The following is a 23,403-nucleotide window of genomic DNA, read 5'->3' as shown; positions in this document are numbered from 1 at the left end:
AAGTCCCCGTCATCTGTCGTTCTTCACCCACCGGTCGCCGTCGCGCACGACCAGCCCCGTCCCCTCCAGCTCACCGACGGTGCGCACCACCGCCGCCATCGGCAGCCCGATCTCCGCGGCGATCTGGTCGAGGTGACCGGTGTCGTCGGTGGCGATCCCGCAGGCGTCGAACACAGCCAGCTGGTCCCGGCTGAGCAGCTGGACCGGACTGGCGGCGAACTGTAGGTCGAGCTGCTGGTCCGGGTCCACGGAACCGATCGGCTCGATGATCTCCCGGATCTCGGCGACCGAGGTGACCAGCGTCCCCGCTCCGTCCCTGATCCGTTTGTGGCAGCCGACGTACTCCGCTCTGTCCACCGGCCCGGGCAGCACCATCACCGGCCGGAGCATCACATCGGCCCAGTTGGCGGTGTTCACCGCACCGGAGCGGTGCCCGGCGGCGAGCAGTACCGTCCCCCGGGTCAGGCCGGCGACCAGCCGGTTGCGGGTGAGGAACCGGTAGCGGGCAGGCCTGGTCTTCGGCGGATACTCCGTGACGACCAGTCCGGTCTGCGCGATGCGGCGGAACAGGTCCTCATTCGACCGCGGGTAGATCTCCCCGGGCCCGCTGGCGGCCACGGCCACGGTGGCACCCGAGGCTTCCAGGGCACCACGGTGGGCGGCGGTGTCGATGCCGACCGCACCGCCGGAGACCACGGTGTACCCCGCACCGGCGAGTTCCCCGGCGAAGCGGTGGGTGGTGCGGTTGCCGTAGGTCGTCGACGACCGCGTCCCGACCAGCGCCACGCTGCGTTCCACGGTGGACGCCAGTTCCGCCGGTCCGCGTCCCCACAGGGCGAACGGCCGGGCCGCCCGACTACGGACTCCCGGCGTGTCCCCGGATTCCCCCGGCACCGCGCCGCCGGAGAGTACCGGCCCGTCCATGTCCCCTGTCGTCCCGAAGGACTCCTCCAACCGACGCGTCGGCCACTCCGGATCGTCCGGGGTGATCAGCCGCCACCGGTTCAGCCGCGCCCACTGCAGGTCCGCCTCCGCCTGCTGCGTGATCTGCGCGGTCTTCTCCGCGGTCAACCCCTGCAGTCCGGCCGGGAGTGTGGAATCCCTCTGCCGCAGCATCTCGACCAGCCGGGTCACCCGGGCCGGCGCCGCGGCGTCCCCGTCCGGCCACAGCAACCGGACCACATCGGTGCGGGACGCCTCCACCAGCCGTCGCAGCACCGCCCAGGCCAGCAGCCGTTCCGGATCCCGCTCCGCCCTGGCCGCGTCAATGTCCACCACCGTCACTGGCCTGCCCCTTCCACTGTCCCGGTGAACATGTCCACCGCATCCATCACGTCTCCGACCCGCGGCCGCTCCTTGCCGGCGAGATCCGTCAGCGTCCACGCGACGCGCAGACTCCGGTCCACCCCACGCTGTGACAGCACGCCGCGGCGCAACTGGTCCTCCAGGACGAGCATCGCGGCGTCCTCGGCGGGGAACTCCCGGCGCAGCACCGGACCCGGCACGTCGGCCGTCGACCGCCACGGCGGATCATCGACTCTTCCTCTCCACCGGGACACTGCACGGTCCCGTGCCGCGGTCACCCGGTCACGCACCACCGCCGAGGATTCCCCGGGCTCCCCGGTGACGGTCGCCGCCCGGTGACCTCCGGTGGTGGCGATGATGTCGATCCGGTCGCGCAGCGGCCCGGAGATCCGCTGCAGGTAACGGTCACGCACCCCGCCGCGGCAGAGACACTCCGCCGGCTCCTCCGCCCCGCACGGGCACGGATTCGAGGCGATGACCAGCTGGAACCTCGCCGGAAGAACCAGTGTGCGGCGCACCCGTTCCACCGACACCGTCCCGCGTTCCATCGGCACCCGCAGTCCCTCCAGCACAGCCCGCGACACCTCCGGGGCCTCATCGAGGAAGAGGACGCCATGGTGTGCCAGGCTCACCGCCCCGGGTCGGAGACGACCGGACCCGCCACCGGTCAGAGCGGGCAGGGTCAACGACGGATGCGGGGCCACGAACGGCCTGGTCCGTCGCCAGATCCCGGCGAGATCCCCCTTTTCCGCGGCGACGGAGTGCACCGCCGCGGCCTCCAGCTGCTCCTCGTCATCCAACGGGGGCAGAATCCCCGGCAGCCTTTCCGCCAACATGGATTTGCCGGTTCCCGGCGCGCCTGACAGCCACAGGTGGTGCCCGCCCGCCGCGGCGGTCTCCAGTGCCCGGCGCGCCACCGGTTGTCCGGTGAGCTCACACAGGTCGGGCGCGGTCGCCCCGGAGGTTGTCGGCGGCTCCGGCGCGGTGGCCCCGGTCTCCTGCCCCACGGCCCAGTCTGTCAGCTGCCCCAGATGGCTCAGTCCGCTGACCCGGATCCCCGGTACCCGGGCGGCCTCGGGGAGATTGTCGAGCGGCACGGCGAGGCGTCCCACCCCGGCCTCCCGTGCGGCCAGCACCATCGGGAGGACGCCGGGCACCCCGCGGACCGTGCCGTCGAGTCCCAGTTCCCCGACCACCGCCGCATCGGCGAGGTCATCGGGGTGGACCGTCCCCTGGGCGGCGAGGATCGCCAGCACCATCGGCAGGTCGAAGCCGGACCCGGTCTTCGGTACCGAGGCCGGCGACAGACTCACCACCACCCGTGACTTGGGCCACTGCAGGCCGCTGTTGATCACGGCGGAGCGGACCCGGTCCCGGGCCTGGACGACCGCCGCGTCCCCCAGTCCGACGATGTTCATCCCCGGCAGGCCACGGCTGATGTCGCAGTCGACGGTGACGGGGATCCCGGTCAGCCCGTCGAGTCCCACACTGCGGGCCTGCCCCACCCGCACCGGCGACCGGTTGCTGACGGTGACCATCACTCAACCCCCTGGTAGTGGGTGATCTCCCCGGCGGTGATGTCGAGGACGTCGAAGCGCGCGGTACCTGAACTACCGGCGCGGTACTGCGGATGCCGGTCGAGCCACTGTGCCGCCGCGGCCCGCATCGCCCGCAGCTTCGCCGGGGTGACCGCTTCCGCCCCGGCGCCGTAACGGTCATCGAGCCGCCACTTCACCTCGACGAAGACCAGCGCCGGATGGTCCGGGTGATCCGGCGGGGTGTGCAGGATGATGTCCACCTCGCCGCGGGCGGTGAAGTAGTTGCGGTCGAGCAGGACATATCCGCGGGCAGTGAACCAGGCTGCGGCCTCGTCCTCCCCGGCGGCGCCGACAGTGCGCAGGTTGCGGGAGTGCGGTGGGCTGGTCGTGTCAGGAGTCTCTCGTGTCATGGGCGAACTGTGGCACACCACTCGGACGTCGCCGCCGGAGGAAGTGGCAAAAGCCCAGGACCCTGTGGATAACTCGACCCCTGTGGACAAACTTTGTCCGCACTGTTCCACCCCGTCTGTTCCCCGCGGTGACCTGCGTGAAATAAGGTCAGGCTCGCCATTGTCACCCGTCCGTCTCCTCACACAGGAGCGCCATGACGACCACCACCGGGGTCAGCACAGGCCCGCAGACCGACGCACAGATCCGGATCCTACTGACCGGCACCTTCGTCACCATCCTGGCGCAGATGTCACTGAGCCCGGCGATCGCCCAGGCCGCCATCGCCGATGTCACCACCGCCGCCGATGTCACCGTCGACAGTGCCGCCCGGGTGAAGGGCATGGCCCGGCTTGGGGCGACCCAGGGTGTCGGTCAGGTCATCGGTTCCGCGGTCGGTGGCCTGCTCGCGATCTTCGGGCTCATGGTTCCCCTGGTCGCGGTGCCGGTCTTCCTCGTCCTCGCCGTGGTGCTGGTGCGCATCCGGCTGCAGCCCCAGGCTCCCACCGGGCTGAGGAAACGTCCCCGCACCGTCAAACCCACCGACCGCCGCGTCCTGCCGTTCCTGCTCTGCTGTGCCGGCATGTACCTGACTCTCGGCGCCATCCAGGTGATCGTCGGCTTCCTGGTCCAGGACCGGCTCGATGTCACCGATGACCGGGCCGGACTGCTCACCGGTCTCGCCCTGCTGGTCGCCGGTGCCGGGGTGGTCGTCTCCCAGGCGGTCATCATGCCGCGCAGCGGGTGGGGCCCGGGCACGCTGCTGCGGGTCGGGGCGTCCACCGCGGCGGTCGGTTTCCGCCTGATGGTCCCCGCGGTCCCCTCGGCTCCCCTGACCGTGGTCCTGCTGTACGTCGGTGTCGGCGTGGTGGCCCCGGGCCCGGGCACGGCGACCCCCGGCTTCACCGCCGGTGCCAGTCTCCAGGTCACCCCGGCCGAACAGGGTGGCGTCGCCGGCCTCGTCACCGCGGCCATGGGTCTGACGATGGTGCTCGCCCCCACCACCGGCGCCCTCCTCTACGAGCTCGGCGGATCCGTCCCCGTGATCGCCGGGGGCCGTCGTCACCGCGCTGGCGGCCGTGGGGGCATCCGTCAGTCCGCGACTGCAGGCGGCGTCCTCCCCGGAGGAGCCGGAAACTACTCCGGCAGCCTGAGGTCGGGCTTGTCGAGCTCCTCGATGTTCACGTCCTTGTAGGTGATCACCCGGACATAGCGGACGAACCGGGCGGGGCGGTACATGTCCCACACCCAGGCGTCCGACATGCGCACCTCGTAGTAGACCTCGCCGCCGGAGTTCCGCGGGATCAGTTCGACCGCATTGGCGAGGTAGAAGCGCCGCTCCGTCTCGACGACGTAGCTGAACTGGCTGACCACGTCGCGATACTCGCGGTACATGGACAACTCGACATTGGCTTCGTAGTCCTCAAGATCCTCGGCACTCACGGTGTACGGATCACCCCTTCTGCTGGGTCGGCTGGATCGGCTGGTTCACGAGCCACCGCGCATGTGCGGCGGCCACGTTCGAGTAAGTGTATCGGTGGTCCGGGGTACCGCCGAGCAGGCACACCGACTCCATGTGCGCGGCGGTGCCGTACCCCTTGTGACCGGCCAGACCGTAACCGGGGTACCGCGCATCCAGGTCCACCATCATCCGGTCCCGGCTCACCTTCGCCAGCACACTCGCCGCGGAAATACACCGGCAGATCAGGTCACCCTTGACCACCGGCAGATGCGGGCGGGTGAAGCCGTCGATCTTCATCGCGTCGGTGAGGATGTAGCCGGGACGCACGTCCAACCGCGCCACCGCCCGGCGCATCCCGCCCAGGTTGGCATGCTGGATGCCCCAGTCATCAACGTAGGACGCCGGGACGTGCACCACCGCATAGTCCACGGCAACATCCACGATGATGTCGAAGAGCCTGTCCCGCTTCTTCGCGGTGAGCTTCTTCGAGTCAGTCAGGCCGTCGAGCTCCGGCAGCGGCCCCGGTGGCAGGATGCAAGCGGCGATGGTGACCGGCCCGCAGCAGGCACCGCGTCCTGCCTCGTCGACGCCGGCGACCGGGTCGAGGCCTGCCTTGTGCACGGCCCATTCGAGGGTGCGTCCTTCCGGCATGGAACGTACCGGGTGGACCTCCACTGTCGTCGTCACCGGAGCTCCTACTTCTGGATGTCCGGGTCGTCGACACCGCCGAGCCGGCTGAGCGGCCAGACCTTGGCCTCGACCCTGCCGACGACATTGTCGACCGGGACGGTGCCCTGGAGTTCGTCACCGAGGTGGTAGCGGGAGTCGCCGGAGTTGGTGCGGTTGTCGCCCATCATCCACAGGTTGCCGTCGGGGACGGTGACCGGGCCGAAGTAGGCGCCACCGCAGACGTCGGAGCCGGTGACCGGGTCGACCGGGTAGGCCGCCGGGTCCTTGACGTAGGAACTGTCGACCTCCTTACCGTCGACCATGATGCCGGGGTCACCCTCAAGGCACCGGACGGTCTGACCACCGGTGGCGATCACACGCTTGACCAGGGTGTTCTCGTCGGGTGCGAGGATGCCGATGTAGGACAGTCCGGTCTGGATCCCACGGGTGACGCTGTTGTCGGAACGCTGCGAGACGTACTTGTCGTTCCAGGAGTCCGGGCCGGCGAAGACGACGACATCCCCCGGCTCCGGGTCACCGCCGAAGCGGTAGGCGAGCTTGTTGACGAAGATGCGGTCACCGGTGCAGCCCTCACAGCCGTGCAGCGTAGGCTCCATCGACTCCGAGGGGATCTGGTAGAGGCGTCCGACGAAGGTGTTGAACAGGGCCAGCAGCGCCAGGGCGACGACGAGGATGATCGGGAACTCGACCCACCAGGGGTAGGTCCGCTTCTTCCCGCGTCGCTCCTCCTCCGCCCGCCGACGTGCCGCGACCTTCTCCCTCTCCGTCAGGGGTCGGGCGGTCGCTGCGTCTGCTGCGGTCTCCGGGTCGCCGGAGTCACCGGCGGATCCTGGGAGGGAATTGCTGGCGTGGGTCACGGGAATGACAATATCAGCCGACTCTGTCAGTCCCCTGAATGCGACGGAGGCCCGGCGGGTTCCCACCGCCCACCGACGGCAGAACCCCGCCCGGCGGACGTCCGTTGTCGGGACATCCTGCCGGACGGGGTCCGTACAGAAGGTGCTCGGTCGAAGACCGGGTGACGCCTAGCGGCGCTCCTTGATCTTGGCCTTCTTGCCACGCAGCTCGCGCAGGTAGTACAGCTTCGCGCGACGGACCTTACCGCGGGTCAGAACGTCGATGTGGTCGATGTTCGGGGAGTGGACCGGGAAGGTACGCTCCACGCCGATGCCGAAGGAGATCTTGCGGACGGTGAAGGTCTCGCGGATGCCGGAGTTCTGGCGACGGATGACGACGCCACGGAACACCTGGACACGGCTCTTGGAACCCTCGATGACCTTGACGTGGACGTCAAGGGTATCGCCGGGACGGAAATCCGGGATGTCGGAACGCAGCTGAGCGGCGTCGACCTTGTCGAGATAGTGCATGTGGCACTCCTGTTTCTTTTCGATCGGACAGAGGACCCACGACGCCACCGGCTTCCGCCGACGGTCGGCGCGTTCGTGCCCACACCATTGAGTTTTCGTGCGCATGACACGCAACCGGTCAAGTATGCCAGCGGGTGGACGCCGGGATCAAATCTTCCCGGTCAGATCTTCCCTGCACGGCGCAGTGCGTCCGCCATTGAACCGGACGCCGCCGGGGCCGCTCCCCTGCCGCCCTGACGACCGCCCCGGCTTCTGCCGCCGTTCCGGTTATGTCCGCCCTGTCCGTGCTGTCCGTCGCGGCGACCACCACCGTTGCCGCCACGACTACGCTGTGCCGGCTTCCCCGGCTCATCGGTGAGTCGCAGCGACAGGCCGATGCGCTGACGCTCCACGTCAACCTCCATGACCTTGACCTTGACGACCTGGCCGGTACGCACGACCTCGTGCGGGTCGTTGACCCGACGTTCGGCCATCGCCGAGACATGGACCAGGCCGTCCTGGTGGACTCCCACATCCACGAAGGCACCGAAGGCGGCGACATTGGTCACCGTGCCCTCCAGCACCATGCCCGGGGTGAGGTCGGAGATCTTCTCGATGCCCTCGGCCAGCGCTGCGGTCCTGAACTCGGGACGCGGGTCGCGGCCCGGCTTGTCCAGCTCGGCGAGCACGTCGGTGACGGTGGGCACGCCGAAAGTCTCGTCGGCGAAGTCCGCCGGACGCAGCCCCGACAGCACCCGGGTGTTGCCGATGAGCTCGGCCACGCCCACGCCGGTGCGCTCGGTGATCCGGCGGACCAGCGGATAGGCCTCAGGGTGCACCGCGGAGGCGTCCAGCGGATCGGTCGCGCCGTGGATACGCAGGAAGCCGGCGCACTGCTCGAAGGCCTTCGGCCCCAGCCGGGAGACGTCCTTGAGCTGACGGCGGGAGGTGAACGCGCCGTTGGCCTCACGGTGGTGGACGATGTTCTCCGCCAGGGTGGCGGTCACTCCGGCGACCCGGCACAGCAGCGGAGCCGAGGCGGTGTTGACGTCCACACCGACGGAGTTCACGGCGTCCTCCACGACGCTGTCGAGACTGTCGGCGAGCATGACCTGGTTGACATCGTGCTGGTACTGGCCCACACCGATGGACTTCGGGTCGATCTTCACCAGTTCGGCCAGCGGATCCTGGAGCCGGCGGGCGATGGACACCGCACCACGCAGCGAGACGTCCATGTCGGGGAACTCCTCGGCGGCGAGCTCGGAGGCGGAGTAGACCGAGGCACCGGCCTCGGAGACGACGACGGGGGTCGGACGCTGACCGGTGGCCGCGGCGACCTTCTCGGAGATCTCGCGGGCCAGCTTCTCGGTCTCCCGCGACGCGGTGCCGTTGCCCACGGCCATGAGGTCGACGCCGTCCTTCGCGCAGATCCGGGCGAGGATGTCGACGGACTGGTCCCACCTGTTCTGCGGCTTGTGCGGGTAGATGACGACGGTGTCGAGGACTTTGCCGGTCGGGTCGACGGCCGCGCACTTCACACCGTGGTTGTACCCGGGGTCCAGGCCCAGGGTCGCACGCTGTCCGGCGGGTGCGGCGAGCAGCAGGTCACGCAGGTTTCGGGCGAAGACATCGACCGCCCCGGCGTCCGCCTTCTCCTTGAGACGCATGCGCACGTCCACACCGGAGGAGATCTGCAGCTTCGTGCGCCAGCCGAAGCGGACGCACTCGGCGCGGAACTTGTCGGCGGCGTCCCCCTGCGGCTCCAGTCCGCGGGCGTCGGCGATCATGCCCTGGTAGATCGCGTCCTCGCCGGGGTCGAGAGTGAGCTGGAGGACGCCCTCAGCTTCGCCGCGCAGCAGCGCGAGGATGCGGTGGGACGGCAGGGCGGTGAAGGGCTCGGAGAACTCGAAGTAGTCACGGTACTTCTGGGCCTCGGCGGAGTTCTGCTTCCCCTCGACGACGCCGGCGGTCATCGCACCGGTGGTGTAGAAGCGCTCGCGCACCTCGCCGACCAGGTCGGCGTCGGTGGAGATCTCCTCCAGGACGATGGCACGCGCGCCGGTGAGTACCGCCTTCGCGTCGTCGAATCCCTCGGTGATGTAAGACGCCGCCAGCTCGGCGGGATCGGTGGTGCAGTCGCCGAGCAGCGACTCGACCAGCGGCTCCAGGCCGGCCTCACGTGCGATCGTCGCCTTGGTGCGTCGGGTGGACTTGAACGGCAGGTAGAGGTCCTCCAGGCGGGCCTTGGTCTCACAACCGAGGATGAGGTCACGCAGTTCGTCGGTGAGCTTGCCCTGCTCCTCGATCGCGGCGAGGACGGTGGCCTTGCGGTCTTCCAGTTCCCGCAGGTAGGTCAACCGGGTCTCGAGGGTGCGCAGCTGGGCATCGTCGAGACCGCCGGTGACCTCCTTGCGGTAGCGGGCGATGAAGGGCACGGTGTTGCCCTCATCGAGCAGGTTCACGGTGGCCGTCACCTGCGACTCGGAGACCCCGAGTTCCCTGGCGATCGTCCTGATCACTGCTGTGGTCGTCTGTCCGTTGTTCTCACGTCCGGTCATTCGGACCACTGTAGCCGGGGCCCTGAGGACTCAGAACGGGAGGCCGGTCTCCCCTGCCGCCTCCGCCGCTTCCGCCTCGGCCTCCAGCTCCGCTTCCCTGGCCTTCTTCTTCGCGGCCCGTTCAGCCCGGAGCTTCGCCCGTTTCTCGGCGTCCTCCCGGGCCTTGACCGCCGCGTCCTTGCGTCGGTGGTCAGCCTCGATCTCCCACTCCAGGGACTGTTCCCGCAGCCGGCCCAGTTCCTCGACCGCCGCATCCGCCGCCCGGTCGACGATGTCGCGAAGCTTGTGGACGGTCACCGACGGCGACGGGGTGACTGTGCGGGAGCCGTCCACCGAGGAAAGCCGCTGCGGGGTCGTCCGCAGCCAGTCGATGATCTCGCGTTCCACGGACTGGTCGATGTGGGAGCAGCGCCCGTTCTCCGGCTCGGGTAGTGGGTAGGAGGGGTCGTCATAGGAGTTGTAGGGGCGTCCGCTCCAACGGTCGTCGTAGTCCTCCTCCCCCGACCAGTCCGGAACCGGTTCCCCGGCCGACTCCGCATCCTGTATCGCCGCGATCCGTTTCTCACGTTCCGCCTTGCGTTCCTCGCGCCGGACGATCTGGTCGTCGATCTCGGTCCGCACCCCCGGGTGCCGGTCGAGCCGACGCCACACGGTGTCGATGTGGTCGATGGTCATCCGGCCGTCCGCCAGGGCTTCGGAGTACAGCACCGGCATCCGCCAGGACATCTCAGTGGTGTGCCGGAACCGTGCGACATAGGCCGTCCCCCGGCCCCTCACCGCCTGTTCCAGGGCAGACCGTTCCACCGACGAGCGGTCGTTGACGTAGGCGTCCGCCATCCGCAGTTCCGCGCGGTTGAGCGGGTAGACGGTGATCTCCTCGATGGTCGGATGGTCGACCGGGTCCTTGTACAGCATGGCTGGGCCCCTCCCCGCCCCCTGCCGGACCGTCCGGCTCCCGGGGCGTGGGAGCCGACACTAGCGCCCCGCAAGGACGCCACCAGCGGTCCCCGGGACCGAAAGCCCAGGACCCTGTGGATAACTCGACCCTTGTGGACTACCTTTTCTGCGCCGGATCTGTCCAGGTCACAGCCTTGTCGAGGTCCCGGAGTGTGGCCCGGTCCTTCTTGTCGAGCTGTCCTGCCGCCTCCTGCGCCTCGACCAGTTCCGGACGCACGCTGAGCGTCCGGTGCAGTGACTGGTCACGGCGCCACCGGTCGACCTTCGCGTGGTTGCCGGAGGTCAGTACCTCAGGTACCTCCAGGGCCCGCCAGACCCGGGGCTTGGTGTAGCTCGGGCCTTCGAGCAGACCGTCCTGGAAGGAGTCCTCCTCGTGGCTGGCACGGTTTCCGAGGACGCCGGGGATCAGCCGCACCACAGCCTCGGCGATGACAAGCACCGCCACCTCGCCGCCGATGAGGACATAGTCCCCCAGCGAGACCTCCTCGACCCGGTAGCGCTGCTCCGCGTCGGTGAAGACCCGCTGGTCGATACCCTCGTAGCGGCCACAGGCGAAGACCAGTCGCTCGGCCGAGGCCCACTGCTGCGCCAGCTCCTGGGTGAAGGGGCGTCCGGCCGGGGTCGGGACGATGAGGACCGGACGGTCGTCGTCCTGCGGCTCACCCGCGGCGTCCTGCGTCGTCTCCTGCGCAGCGTCCTTGCCGGCGCGCAGGCCGGAACGGACATGCGGGGACGCCGAGTCCAGCAGGGTGTCCGCGGCGGCCGGACCAGTGAGGGCGGCGACGTCGTCGAGTGCCGGCCCCCAGACCTCCGGCTTCATCACCATGCCCGGGCCACCCCCGAAGGGGGTGTCATCGACGGCTTTGTGCACGTCGTAGGCCCAGTCACGCAGATTGTGGACGCCGACCTCCAGGATGCCCCGCTCGATCGCACGCCCCAGCAGCGCGTGCCGCAGCGGGTCAAGGTACTCGGGGAAGATGGTGACGACGTCGATACGCATTGCACCGATCATAGTGACCGGTCACTGCAGTTCGAGAAGCCCCTCCGGCGGAGTGACGACGAGTGCGCCGTTGTCCACGTCCACGATGGGGACGATGGCGTGGCGGAAGGGCACCAGGATGGTGGCACCGGCGGTGGGGAGGTCGGTGTCGGCGTCCACCGCGATCTCCAGCAGGGTGCCCGCGGGACCGTGGGTCACCCCGGTGACCACGCCGATATCGACCGGCTCGGGTTCCGCCCCTTCGTAGGCGCGGGCGTTGGCGGTGTCGGCGTCCACCGGACCGCAGTTGAGGACGCGCAGCCCCTCGAGCTCGTGGTCGTAGTAGCCCTCGTCGTCCTCGTCGAAGACCGGCGGAGCGAAGAACCGCATGCCGCGCAGTGATTCGGCGGCGGTACGGTCGGCGACCTCCTCGAAGGTGACGAGCAGGCGTCCCTGGTGGGGGCGCACCGACTTCACCGTGAGTGTGGTCTCCTTGCCGGAGTTCCCGGAACGCCCCTGCCGGGCGCTTCCCCCCTGGCGTCCGGTGAGCACCGTCCCCACGGCGAAACGGGAGGACGGGTCATCTGTCGTGGCGTCGACGACGAGTTCGCCGCGCACGCCGTGCGGCTTGATGACCCGTCCGATCTGCAGTTCTGTCATGCACTACAGATTAGATGACACCCTGGGCGATCATCGCGTCGGCGACCTTCTTGAAGCCGGCGATGTTCGCGCCGACGACGTAGTCGCCCTCGACGCCGTACTCGGAGGCGGTACGCGCGGTGTTCTTGAAGATCTTGCGCATGATGTCCTGCAGACGCTTGTCGGTGTACTCGAAGGACCAGGAGTCACGGGAGGCGTTCTGCTGCATCTCCAGGGCGGAGGTGGCGACACCACCGGCGTTGGCGGCCTTGCCCGGGGCGAAGTCGATCCTGCGCTTCTGGAAGACCTGGACGGCGTCGTGGGTGCAGGGCATGTTCGCACCCTCGGCGACGTACTTCACACCGTTGTCGGCGAGCATCTGGGCGGACTCGCCGTCCAGCTCGTTCTGGGTGGCGCAGGGCAGCGCGACGTCGGCCTCGAGCTCCCAGACGTTCCCGCCCTTGTGGAAGGTGACGCCGGAGGCCTCCTTGGCGTAGTCGGAGACGCGCAGGCGGCGGACCTCCTTGATGTCCTTGAGCAGCTCGACGTCCACGCCGTCCGGGGTGGATACGAAGCCGGAGGAGTCGGAGAAGCCGACGACGGTGGCGCCGAGCTCCTGGGCCTTCTCGATGGCGTAGATGGCCACGTTGCCGGAACCGGAGACGATGACCTTGGAGCCGTGGAGACGCTCGCGGCGGGCCACCATCATCTCCTGGGTGAAGTACACGCAGCCGTATCCGGTGGCCTCGGTGCGGACGAGGGAGCCGCCCCACTGCAGGCCCTTACCGGTCAGGGTGCCGGACTCGTGGCGGCCGGTCATCTTGCGGTACTGGCCGAAGAGGTAGCCGATCTCACGGCCGCCGACTCCGATATCGCCGGCGGGGACGTCGGTCTTGTCGCCGATGTGGCGGTGCAGCTCAGTCATGAAGGACTGGCAGAAGCGCATGATCTCCAGCTCGCTGCGGCCCTTGGGGTCGAAGTCGGAACCGCCCTTGCCGCCGCCGATGGGCAGGCCGGTGAGGGAGTTCTTGAAGATCTGCTCGAAGCCGAGGAACTTGATGATGCCCAAGTTCACCGACGGGTGGAAACGCAGACCACCCTTGTACGGGCCGAGGACCGAGTTGAACTGCACTCGGAAACCACGGTTGACCTGAACGTTGCCCTGGTCGTCGATCCACGGGACGCGGAAGATGATCTGGCGCTCCGGCTCGGCGAGGCGCTCGATGAGACCCTGGTCGGCGTAGTGGGGGTCCTTCGCGAGGACGAAACGGAGGCTGTCCAGCACCTCGGAGACGGCCTGATGGAACTCAGGCTCACCGGCGTTGCGCTGGAGGATCTTCTCGTAATAGCCCTTGACTGTGGAATCGACGTCCATCGTGCTCCTTCAGTGTAATTCTGCAGTATCGTCAGTGTCGTCCGGTATTGTCATGTCGGGGAAACATTCGTAACGTCCCCGTAACAAGAAACCTTAGACAGTTTACCGCTAGGGCACTCTCCCTGAAATGTAATTGCAATCCCCAGGCTTCCGTTTTACGTTCACGAAACATGCGGTCCACGGTGTGGGATTTCGGGGGTAGCTGAGCAGTGTATTCGGGGGCGGATAGCCGGACCTCTGAAACATTCGGCCGGGGCGCGACACGTCCGACACCGACCGGACGGCCCCTCACGGCACCCTGATATGCCTGCCGGTAGCCCCGTCCGCTGCGCCCCCGCTGCGTCCTCCCCTGCGTCCCCGCTGCATCCTCCCCTGCCCCGGAACGCAGAACACCCCGCCGCCGCACATGATGTGCGGCGGCAGGGTCGGTGCCGGGAGTGACTACTCCGCGGACTCCTCGGCGGGAGCCTCTTCCTCAGCGGCGTCAGCAGCCTCGGCCTCGGCGGCAGCCTTGGCCTCGGCGGCGGCCTTGGCCTCGCGCTTCTTGGAGGTGATGGCCTCGGCGGTGGGGCCGTCGGCGGCCTCGGCGAGAGCGGCGTTGAAGAGGTCCAGCTTGGACGGCTTCTCCTCGGCAACCTTCAGGGTGCCCTCGGCACCCTCGATGCCCTTGTGCTTCTGCCAGTCACCGGTGACCTTCAGCAGAGCGAGGACCGGCTCGGTCGGCTGGGCGCCGACGGACAGCCAGTGCTGGGCGCGCTCGGAGTCGATCTTGATGACGGACGGCTCGGCCTTCGGCTCGTAGGTACCGATGTTCTCGATGACCTTGCCGGAGCGGCGGGTGCGGGCGTCGGCGATGACGACGCGGTAGTGCGGGGTCCGGATCTTACCGAGACGCTGGAGCTTGATCTTGACGGCCATTGCTGGTCCTCTTTCTGTAGACGGTCACCGGGCAGTGCTGACACCCGCTGCCCACCTTCACGGTGCGGCACCGGGCCGGTTCAACCCTTGGATTTATCCTGCGCGTGACCACCGGCCGACCATGGTCGGTGACGGTGTTACGCAGACCGCTCAACACTACCCGAGGGTGGGGTCGGGAACCAAACCCGACCAGAACCCTGCTACTCCCGTACTACTCCCCTACTTCTTGCCGAAGTCGAGGTTGTCGAGGTCGACGTTCTCGAACCCCGGGGGCATCTGCTGCTGCATCTTCTGCAGGTCTGCCATCGACGGCATACCGCCACCCATTCCCGGCATACCGCCACCCATTCCGGGCATGCCCGGCATACGCTGCTGACCGCCGCCCTTCTTCGCGGGCTTACGCTTGCCGTTCTTGCCCTTGCGTCCCTTCGGCTTCTTCTTCGTCGCCGAACGGTTCATACCGCCCATGCCCATCTGGCCGGCCATCTTGCCCATCATCTTCTTCGCCTCGAAGAAGCGGTTGACCAGCTGGTTGACCTCGGAGACAGCGACTCCGGAACCGTTGGCGATGCGCTTGCGTCGCGAGGCGTTGAGGATGTTCGGGTCCTGACGTTCCGCCGGGGTCATACCGCGGATGATCGCCTGGATGCGGTCGAGCTGCCCCTCGTCGACGTTGTCGGCCATCTGGCTCATCTGCTTGCCGCCGGGCAGCATCTTGAGGATGTTACCCAGCGGACCCATCCGGCGGATCATCATCATCTGCTCGAGGAAGTCCTCGAGGGTGAGTTCGCCGGACGCCATGCGCTGGGCGGCGGTCTCGGCCTTCTCCTGGTCCATGACCTGCTCGGCCTGCTCGATGAGGGTGAGCACGTCACCCATACCGAGGATCCGGTTGGCCATACGGTCCGGGTGGAAGATGTCGAAGTCCTCGAGCTTCTCACCGGTGGACGCGTAGAGGATCGGCTTGCCGGTGACCTCACGGATCGACAGGGCGGCGCCACCTCGGGCGTCGCCGTCGAGCTTGGTGAGGACGACACCGGTGAAATCGACGCCGTCGCGGAAAGCCTCCGCGGTGGTGACGGCGTCCTGACCGATCATCGCGTCGATGACGAAGAGGACCTCGTCGGGGTTGACCGCGTCGCGGATGTTCCGCGCCTGGGTCATGAGCTCCTCGTCGATACCGAGGCGACCGGCGGTATCGATGATGACCACGTCGTGCTTCGTACGACGGGCCTCCTCGATGCCTGCCTGGGCCACGGCCACCGGATCACCGTGGCTGGTGCCCATCTCGTGGTCGAGGGAGTCGAGCGAGGTGCCCGGATCCGGGGCGAAGGTGGTGACGTCGGCGCGCTCACCGACGATCTGGAGCTGCTGGACCGCGCCCGGACGCTGCAGGTCGCAGGCGACCAGCATCGGGGTGTGCCCCTGCTTGACCAGGTGCTTGGCCAGCTTTCCGGCCAGCGTGGTCTTACCGGCACCCTGCAGACCGGCCAGCATGATCACGGTCGGCGGGTTCTTCGCCAGGTTCAGCCGCCGGGTCTCGCCGCCGAGGATCTCCTTGAGCTCCTCGTCGACGATCTTGATGACCTGCTGGGCGGGGTTGAGTGCCTCGGAGACGACGACGCCGTTGGCGCGCTCCTTGACCCGCTTGATGAAACCACGGACCACGGTCAGCGAGACATCGGCCTCGAGCAGGGCGAGTCGGATCTCGCGCGCCGTGGCGCTGATGTCGGCTTCGGTCAGCCGGCCTTTGTCCCGCAGCCCCTTGAGGGCGCCTGCGAGGCGGTCTGACAAGGACTCAAACACTGTGGAACTACTCCCTTGGGACTACGGATTTCTGACCACACCACAGTACCCGGTAGCGGCGGGTCGGCACATTCGGAGGGGTGCCGCAGGATGCCGCGGACCCGGCGGACACAGCGGACACAGCGGACACAGCGGACACAGGGCGCACGACGTCGAGCAGGGATCGTGGGAACATCGATGTTCCCGCGATCCCTGCTCGACCTCGTGCGGTCAGGTCCCCGTGACCTGGTACGGTCAGCCCTTCGTGGCGACGCCCGCAGCGTCCTGCTCGGCCTCCAGGGCGGTGAGATCACCGTCGTCGGAGTAGGCGGACTCGGAGTGCAGGACAGCGTCGATACCTGCGACCTCGTCGTTGCCGGAGATACGCCAGCCCATGGTCTTCTTCAGGAGGATGCCGATGATACCGGTGACGATCGCGGTGTACACCAGGGCGACCACGGCGATGACGATCTGGACGATGAACAGCTTGAAGCCGTCTCCGCCACCACCGGTGAGCAGGCCGTCGTCGGTGGCCAGCAGGCCGACACCGACGGTGCCCCACAGGCCGGCGACGAGGTGGACGCCGACAACGTCGAGGGAGTCGTCGAACTTGAACTTGTACTTCAGGCCGACACCCACGGCGGAGAGGGCACCACCGACGGCACCGAGGATGATCGCGGTGACCGGGGTGAGGTTGCCGGCGGCCGGGGTGACCGCGACCAGACCGGCGACGACACCGGACGCCGCGCCCAGGGAGGTGACGTGCTTGTCGCGCAGCTGCTCGACCAGGAGCCAGCCGAGCATCGCGGCACAGGTGGCGACGGTGGTGTTGAGCCAGGCCAGGCCGGCGTCCCCGTTGGCGCCGAAGGCGGAACCACCGTTGAAACCGAACCAGCCGAACCACAGCAGGGCAGCGCCGAGCATGACCAGCGGGAGGTTGTGCGGACGGGCGTCCGACTTCATGAATGAGCGGGAGCGGCCGATGATCAGGGCGAGGATCAGGGCTGCCATACCGGCGTTGATGTGGACGACCGTACCGCCGGCGAAGTCGATCGGGGCGATGTTCGCCTCACCGTCGGTGCTGCCGAACATCATCGCGGCGATGCCGTCCTCGGAGCCGGACAGGAAGCCGCCGCCCCAGACCATGTGGGCCAGGGGGAAGTAGGCCAGGGTGACCCAGATGCCGGCGAAGACCATCCAGGTGGAGAACTTCACGCGGTTGGCCAGGGAGCCCGAGATGATCGCCACGGTGATCACCGCGAAGGTCAGCTGGAATCCGATGTCGATGACATTCGCGTAACCGTTGGCGCCGGCGATGTAGTTACCGGCGTCATCGGTGATGGAGTCCTTCAGTCCGAAGAACTCGAAGGGGTTGGCGAACCAGCCGCCCACGGACTCAGAGCCGTAGGACATCGACCAGCCCCACAGAACGTAGATCACGCCCACCAGGCCCAGTGTGCCGAAGGACATCATCATCATGTTGATCGCGGACTTCTGGCGGGACATGCCGCCGTAGAACAGCGCGAGCGCCGGTGTCATGAGCAGCACGAGAGCTGCACTCATCAGCATCCAGGCAGAGTCACCGGTGGCGGTCACCATTTCCTCTGGGGTCATTGTCCATCTCCTCGGGATTGTTAGCGCCGGCGTCGGCTACCGGCCACAGGAGACAGTCAAGTGCAGCCATGTTTCACGGGTCAGACCCTGGAGATTTCGCACACGTGAAATGAGACGAGGCCGCCGTTACAGGATCATTTCCTGCAACGGCGACCTCGGTCACACATCTGACATCAGCGCCTGTCAGCGCCTGCCACTACCCGGGCCTGCCACCACCCGGGCCTGCCACTACCCGGGCCTGCCACTACCCGGGACGGCTACCCCAGCAGCGCGTCCACGAAGCTCTCGACCTCGAAGGGTGCGAGATCGTCCGCACCCTCCCCCAGCCCGACGAGCTTCACGGGGACGCCGAGTTCCTCCTGGACCTGGAAGACGATGCCGCCCTTGGCGGAGCCGTCGAGCTTGGTCAGGGCGACACCGGAGATGTCGACGACGTCGCGGAAGGTGCGGGCCTGCATCAGGCCGTTCTGTCCGACGGTGGCGTCGAGCACGAGGATGACCTCGTCGACCTTGGCCTTCTTCTCGACGACGCGCTTGACCTTGCCGAGCTGGTCCATGAGGCCGACGGAGGTGTGCAGGCGACCTGCGGTGTCGACGACCACGACGTCGACCCCCTCCTCGACGCCCTTCGCGACGGCGTCGAAGGCGACGGACGCCGGGTCCGCGCCTTCCTTGCCTCGGACCGTCTCGGCACCGACCCGGCGTCCCCAGGTCTCGAGCTGGTCTGCGGCGGCGGCGCGGAAGGTGTCGGCCGCACCCAGCAGGACGCTGTGCCCCATGCCGACGAGGACGCGGGACAGCTTGCCGGTCGTGGTGGTCTTGCCGGTGCCGTTGACGCCGACGACCATGATGACGGCGGGCTTGCCGTTGTAGGGCATGGCGTGGATGGAGCGGTCGAGTTCGGGGCGGGCGGCCTCGATAAGGCACTCACGCAGCATCGCGCGGGCCTGGGCCTCGTTCTCGACACCCTCGGTGGCGATCCGGTCGCGCAGCTTCTCGACGACGGCGACAGTGGTCTTGGTACCGAGGTCCGCCATGATCAGCGTGTCCTCGATCTCCTCCCAGGCGTCCTCATCCAGGTCGCCGGCGGAGAGAATGCCGAGGACGCCGCGTCCGATGACGTTCTGCGACTTGGACAGGCTGCCGCGCAGTCGGCCGAGGCGACCTTCGACGGGGGCGATCTCCTCGACCGGGGCGGCAACGGCGGATTCGGGCTCAGTTGCGGGCTCGGGTTCGGCCTCCGACTCCGGCTCAGCCGCCTCAGGCTCAACCACCTCGGGCTCAGCCACCTCGGGCTCGGGCTCAACGACCTCCGGTTCCGGGGTCGGCTCAGCGGTTTCCGGCTCCGCTTCCGGTTCAACTGCCTCCGGCTCAGGCTCGGTGGCCTCGGGCTCCGGGGAGACCTCGGGCGCAACAGTCTCCGGCTCTGCTTCCGGCTCGGGAGCGGATTCAGGTTCCGGAGTGACCTCGGGCGCGGGTTCAACCTCAGGCTCCGGCTCCGGGGTCGGCTCGACGACCTCGGGCTCCTCCACCGGCTTATCAGCCGGCTTCTCGACCTGCTCCTTCACCGGCTCCTTCGCCGGGGCCTTCCCCTCCGCGATCCTCTGTGCCTCATCGGCGAGCCCGGTGGCGGTACCGGCGCTGAAATTGAATCCTCCCCTGGCCTCGTAGTCCCCCGAGGTCGGCTTCTTCTGCTCCAGCTCCTCCTTCTTCTCGAAGGAGACCTGCTTGGTCTTCCCCCTGCGCAGCCCGAGCATGACGAGCAGCGCGATGATGACGAGGACCGCGACAACGGCGATGATGATCCAGGTGACCGAGTTCATGTCCCCCAGTGAATCAGAACACGCCCCCACCCGGCCACAGCACCCCCACACTGGCAGGCCACTCACAGCACCTGAGCCCGGTGCGTCATGACTTCTTCTCTGGCGTCATGAGAAAATCCCGGTTCAACGGCCTTTTGCGCGAGTTTCCCATGACGCCAGGGCGGAACTCATGACGCCGCCCCGTCGCTCCCGCCCTCCAGTCCCGCCCTCCAGTCCCACCCTGCAGTCCTACCCCGCAGGCCCTCAGTGAATCAGGCCCGACCGCGCGGCGTCCTCGGCTCCCGCGGGGTGCGGGGCTGACGCGGACCACGCGGCTGGCGCGCGACGCGTCCGGCGGGAGCAGTCTCACCGGCGTCGTCACCCGGCGTTGCAGCGGCATCCACCACATCAGCGGCGCTCAGCGGCGACCCGGAATCCGCTGCATCCTCCGCAGCGTCCACCTCGTCCGACGCATCGGACTCCGCATCGTCCGGTCCGAAGACGCCGAGCACCATGGCGTCAGCGGCGACGAGGTCACCGGTGATGAGGTCCGGGACGATTCGCGCCAGCTGCGCCCACCCGGCGTACGCCGAGGTCAGCTGGCCGGGCGCACCCAGTCGGCCGTGGGCGCGCAGCCGCGCGGCCATCGCCAGGATCATGCTGATGACCGGGGCCAGGGCCCAGCGGTTGGCGGGGTTGTCGGTGTCGACGTTGTCCAGCTTGTCGAAACGCACCCGCGCCGAGGTGAACAGCTGTCGGTTGGTCTGACGGATCCGACGCAGCAGCGTCAGCGCGACGCGCAGCAGCTCCGGATCGGCGAGGATCTCATTGAGCTCCTCACGCTGACGGAAGGTCTCGAAGACCGCGATGAGCCGCGAGTTCTCCTCCGACAGTGCACCGGGCACCAGCTTCGAGCCGGCGAAGAACGCGCCGAGCACCGCCTCCTGCTGCTCCGGGGAGAGCTGGGCGATCTGCACGGTCGTCGCGTCGATGCAGGAGGTCTCCAGGGTCGCGTCGCGTCCGGATTCCACGGTGCGTGCCAGTTCGGCACCACCGACGGTGGTCAGCCGCTGGCCGATCTCACGTCGCGCGGCGGTGTCCTCGTCGTCGGTGGCCGCGAGCTCACCGAGGATCTCCAGGGCTGCGATCCAGGCGACACCCGGGTTCGGGTCAGCCTCGTCGGTGCGCAGCGGCGCGTGGACCAGGCCGGAGAGGATGAACTGCGCCGGCCGGTCGGTGGAGGGAACCAGTGAACGGGACATCGCCCGCAGTGACTCCCGCGGGTGGCGGGACAGGGCCGCGCGCATGGACTCGCCTGCGGCGTCCGGTGCACCACCGGACAGCCAGCCGGCCAGCACGTCCCACAGGGTGGTGAGCACGTCGATGTCGTCGGGCGCCTCATCGGACTCGCCGGCGAGGAAGGCGGACAGGCGGGTCCACGGACCGTCCTCGTCGGGACGCGCGTAACCGGGCGCCTCGACACGGATCGCCGAGGGCCCGGGCGTCGCCGGGGCGTGCAGGCTACTGAACCGGTCACCGGCGAACAGCTGTGCCTTCAGCGGGCCGGCGTCGCAGAACTCCGCCGGCACCGTGGCCGTCGCGCCACCGTCGGCGAACATGACGGTGACCGCGGACTGCCACGGTGCGGTAAGCTGCCACACCCACGCGCCGACGGGCCGGTCGGCCGGGGCGACCGGCGCAGGGGTCACCGTCAGCACGCCGTCGACGAGCTCGGCGGTCCGCTCCACCGAGGGGGTGAAGGACGCCAGACGCACCGAGTGCTTCCGGCCGTCGGCGATGAACTCCAGCTCACAGGAGCCTTCGCGGAGCATCGCCAGCGACCCGGCCAGTGGTTTGAGGGAGATGGACCAGGTCACCGCGTCGACAGTGCCGAGACGCAGGGTGCGCACCGGGGCACCGTGGTGGTCACGGATGACCAGCACCGGCTTCTCGACCGGCAGGCCGGGGCGGATCCGGAACCGGGTGGCGGTGTCCACGGCGTCCGCGGAGATCACCACGGACTCGGTACGCCACATCGGGTCCTCGCCGATGAGCGGCAGCTGGTAGCGCAGCCGTGGCGGTTCGACGACCAGCGGCAGGGCGTCGCCGGCGTCGGTCTCGGCGATGACCTGGACCTGCTTCTCCTCCGGCCCCAGATCGACGGAGCGGGCGATGATCAGCGGCTTGTCGCCGCCGCGGAAGGTCACGGTCACCGGCGACAGGCCGGTGAGTCGGGCCAGGCGCGGCGACTCGGGAGCCTCGACGTGGAGTCCCTCGACGATGGCGTACTCGTGGCGGAAGGACTCGTTGCGCGGGCCGCGCATGCGGACCAGGTACTCGCCCACCCAGGGGGTGTCGTAGGCCTCCGGGTCGAAGACATCGAACAGGCCGCCCTCGGCGGGCACCTCCAGCGGCTCCTCCTCGGTGACCTCTTCACCGGTCTCGTCGGGGCCGGCCCAGGAGCTCACCGACAGGAACCAGATCTCCGGGGCGCCCGAGACGGTCGGCGGGAACACGGCCTGCAGGCTCTCGGTGTGCACCGGCAGTCCACCGAGGGACCGCACGCCGGGGGCAGGCTCGTCGGGTTCATGGAAGACGACGCGCTGACGCGGATCGACACAACGGATCTTCCCCATCGCAGGACGCGCCACTCCGGGGCGGTCGATGTGCAGGGAGACGGCGTCCGCCAGGTCGATGTCGCGGATCACCCAGCCGTCCCACGCCTTGACGGGACGCTCGGCGATCACCGGCAGCGGCTCGTCACGGACGGCGTCGACGGCGGTGGCGTCCGCTGGGCAGACGACGAGGACGCGGTCATGGTGCAGGGACACCCGGTCGGTGAGGTCCTTGCCACGACGGGTGAAGACGAGCACCGGGTCAGTCTCGTCGACACCGTTGACCACCCAGGCGTCGTCGTGGGTGAGGTCGCGGACGCCGATCTCGCGGACCGGGCGACGCACCGGGATATCGAGGATGCCGGTGACGGCACTGCCCGGGACGTCGGCGCGACGGGTACGGAAACCGGTCGGGCGGCCCTCGATGTCGACGTGCCAACGGACCTCCCCGTCACCGTCCTCGTCGAGCGGGACCTCGGGCAGACGCAGCACGGTGCGCTGACGGGCCAGGTCGAGGGCCAGACGCGGCTGATCCTCACGGGAACCGACACCGACACGGTGACGTCGGGCGGTGGTGCCCGCGGGGCGCTCGGAGAGTTCCTCGATGACGTCTTCGAGGATCAGCGGGGGGACGCCGTCGGTGGCGCTGACGGCGCCGGACTCCAGGCCGTGCCGCCAGTGGCCGGGGTGCTCGGCGACGTAGCGGACGACGCGCACGACCGGGGCGATGAGGTCGGCGGCCAGCGCGGGCAGCACCGCACACATCGGGCCGGCCTGCAGTGATTCGGTCGCCAGGACGGAGGCCACGGCGGCGGCCTCGGCGTCCGCGTCCTCCTCGGCGGCGCCGTCGAGGCGTCGGGTGTCGATGAGCTCGATGAGCTCGGGGATCCAGTCGGTGGCCAGGCCGACGTGGGCGAACAGTCGCCCGGTCTCACCGTCGGAGCCGGTCGCGGCGATGTCCACCGGGTCGAGGCCGGCGGCGGTGAGCAGGTCGGCGTAGGTGTCGGGGCCGACGAGGGCGATGCGCTCCGGGGTGGGTTCCAGGCCGAGGCCGGACCAGAACTCGGCGGAGAGCTCGGCGACGGTGTTCAGCCGTGCCGCACGGAACAGGAGGGTGCAGGCGGTCAGTGCCGGGCAGGTGGCCAGCAGTGCCGCCTCATCCCCGCCCGCGGCGATCTGCCGGGACAGGAAGGTGCCGTAGAAGGTGGTGAGCCGTTCGAGTTCGTCACCGTTGATGTCGAGGCGGACGAAGATGGCGGGGTCACCGGGAAGTTCGCCCAGGCGACGGGCGAGATCCACCTCGGTGCTCGAGGCCCAGGCAAGAAGGGAATCGGACAGGTCTGCAATTGGGCTCGGTGCACTCACGACGACCT

The 23,403-nt window shown here is 68.6% G+C and carries 18 protein-coding genes; 1 reads left to right on the top strand and 17 read right to left on the bottom strand.

Annotated elements, in window-relative coordinates:
• Positions 1 to 9: 9 nt before the first annotated feature.
• From dprA to CVA01_RS09270, 3 genes are read right to left on the bottom strand one after another with little or no spacing between them, the layout of a single operon-like run.
• Positions 10 to 1,275: a DNA-processing protein DprA gene (dprA, locus tag CVA01_RS09280; protein ID WP_244938231.1), complete on the bottom strand. Its 1,266-nt coding sequence runs from the start codon at positions 1,273 to 1,275 to the stop codon at positions 10 to 12.
• Positions 1,276 to 1,280: 5 nt separating this feature from the next.
• A complete protein-coding gene (locus tag CVA01_RS09275; protein WP_174775625.1) occupies positions 1,281 to 2,843 on the bottom strand; it encodes a YifB family Mg chelatase-like AAA ATPase in 1,563 nt (520 codons plus the stop codon).
• The gene (locus tag CVA01_RS09270) at positions 2,843 to 3,253 is read right to left on the bottom strand and encodes a YraN family protein (RefSeq protein WP_141330243.1); all 411 of its coding nucleotides are present in this window, start codon (positions 3,251 to 3,253) and stop codon (positions 2,843 to 2,845) included. The genes CVA01_RS09275 and CVA01_RS09270 overlap by 1 nt, the downstream gene beginning before the upstream one ends.
• 194 nt (positions 3,254 to 3,447) lie before the next feature.
• On the opposite strand from CVA01_RS09270, the gene CVA01_RS09265 reads away from it, so the two are divergent.
• Positions 3,448 to 4,485, top strand: coding sequence for an MFS transporter (locus tag CVA01_RS09265; protein WP_141330241.1), 1,038 nt, complete (start codon positions 3,448 to 3,450; stop codon positions 4,483 to 4,485).
• Here the strand turns inward: CVA01_RS09265 and CVA01_RS09260 are convergent.
• The 14 genes from CVA01_RS09260 to CVA01_RS09195 form a co-directional block, all read right to left on the bottom strand.
• Positions 4,428 to 4,733: a DUF2469 domain-containing protein gene (locus tag CVA01_RS09260; protein WP_014010227.1), complete on the bottom strand. Its 306-nt coding sequence runs from the start codon at positions 4,731 to 4,733 to the stop codon at positions 4,428 to 4,430. The genes CVA01_RS09265 and CVA01_RS09260 overlap by 58 nt on opposite strands.
• 10 nt (positions 4,734 to 4,743) lie before the next feature.
• Positions 4,744 to 5,403 carry a ribonuclease HII gene (locus tag CVA01_RS09255; protein WP_141330320.1) on the bottom strand — a complete coding sequence of 220 codons (660 nt, stop codon included), beginning with the start codon at positions 5,401 to 5,403 and terminating at the stop codon, positions 4,744 to 4,746.
• Between the two features lie 44 nt (positions 5,404 to 5,447).
• Positions 5,448 to 6,299 carry a signal peptidase I gene (lepB, locus tag CVA01_RS09250; RefSeq protein WP_373862673.1) on the bottom strand — a complete coding sequence of 284 codons (852 nt, stop codon included), beginning with the start codon at positions 6,297 to 6,299 and terminating at the stop codon, positions 5,448 to 5,450.
• A 168-nt stretch (positions 6,300 to 6,467) separates the two neighbouring features.
• Positions 6,468 to 6,809, bottom strand: a complete 342-nt coding sequence (gene rplS, locus CVA01_RS09245) for a 50S ribosomal protein L19 (RefSeq protein ID WP_014010230.1) — start codon at positions 6,807 to 6,809, stop codon at positions 6,468 to 6,470.
• Positions 6,810 to 6,970: 161 nt separating this feature from the next.
• Entirely contained in the window at positions 6,971 to 9,346 is a 2,376-nt protein-coding gene (locus CVA01_RS09240) for a Tex family protein (RefSeq protein WP_141330239.1), read from the bottom strand.
• A 30-nt stretch (positions 9,347 to 9,376) separates the two neighbouring features.
• Positions 9,377 to 10,261 carry an SIMPL domain-containing protein gene (locus CVA01_RS09235; protein ID WP_141330237.1) on the bottom strand — a complete coding sequence of 295 codons (885 nt, stop codon included), beginning with the start codon at positions 10,259 to 10,261 and terminating at the stop codon, positions 9,377 to 9,379.
• A gap of 139 nt (positions 10,262 to 10,400) precedes the next feature.
• A complete protein-coding gene (trmD, locus tag CVA01_RS09230) occupies positions 10,401 to 11,303 on the bottom strand; it encodes a tRNA (guanosine(37)-N1)-methyltransferase TrmD (RefSeq protein ID WP_041630620.1) in 903 nt (300 codons plus the stop codon).
• Between the two features lie 21 nt (positions 11,304 to 11,324).
• Positions 11,325 to 11,942: a ribosome maturation factor RimM gene (locus tag CVA01_RS09225; protein WP_014010234.1), complete on the bottom strand. Its 618-nt coding sequence runs from the start codon at positions 11,940 to 11,942 to the stop codon at positions 11,325 to 11,327.
• Between the two features lie 10 nt (positions 11,943 to 11,952).
• A complete protein-coding gene (gene gdhA / locus CVA01_RS09220; RefSeq protein ID WP_141330235.1) occupies positions 11,953 to 13,296 on the bottom strand; it encodes an NADP-specific glutamate dehydrogenase in 1,344 nt (447 codons plus the stop codon).
• Between the two features lie 441 nt (positions 13,297 to 13,737).
• Positions 13,738 to 14,214: a 30S ribosomal protein S16 gene (gene rpsP, locus CVA01_RS09215; RefSeq protein WP_141330233.1), complete on the bottom strand. Its 477-nt coding sequence runs from the start codon at positions 14,212 to 14,214 to the stop codon at positions 13,738 to 13,740.
• Between the two features lie 219 nt (positions 14,215 to 14,433).
• On the bottom strand, positions 14,434 to 16,020 hold the full coding sequence (gene ffh / locus CVA01_RS09210) for a signal recognition particle protein (RefSeq protein WP_141330231.1): 1,587 nt from the start codon (positions 16,018 to 16,020) through the stop codon (positions 14,434 to 14,436).
• Positions 16,021 to 16,254: 234 nt separating this feature from the next.
• A complete protein-coding gene (locus tag CVA01_RS09205) occupies positions 16,255 to 17,613 on the bottom strand; it encodes an ammonium transporter (protein ID WP_014010238.1) in 1,359 nt (452 codons plus the stop codon).
• 257 nt (positions 17,614 to 17,870) lie between these two features.
• On the bottom strand, positions 17,871 to 19,436 hold the full coding sequence (ftsY, locus tag CVA01_RS09200) for a signal recognition particle-docking protein FtsY (RefSeq protein WP_141330229.1): 1,566 nt from the start codon (positions 19,434 to 19,436) through the stop codon (positions 17,871 to 17,873).
• 251 nt (positions 19,437 to 19,687) lie between these two features.
• Complete coding sequence (locus tag CVA01_RS09195; RefSeq protein WP_141330227.1) at positions 19,688 to 23,395, bottom strand: hypothetical protein; 3,708 nt, start codon at positions 23,393 to 23,395, stop codon at positions 19,688 to 19,690.
• Positions 23,396 to 23,403 lie beyond the last annotated feature (8 nt).

The sequence above is a fragment of the Corynebacterium variabile genome, from assembly GCF_006539825.1.
GTDB lineage: Bacteria > Actinomycetota > Actinomycetes > Mycobacteriales > Mycobacteriaceae > Corynebacterium > Corynebacterium variabile.
This window is presented reverse-complemented; position numbering and strand designations above follow the sequence as displayed.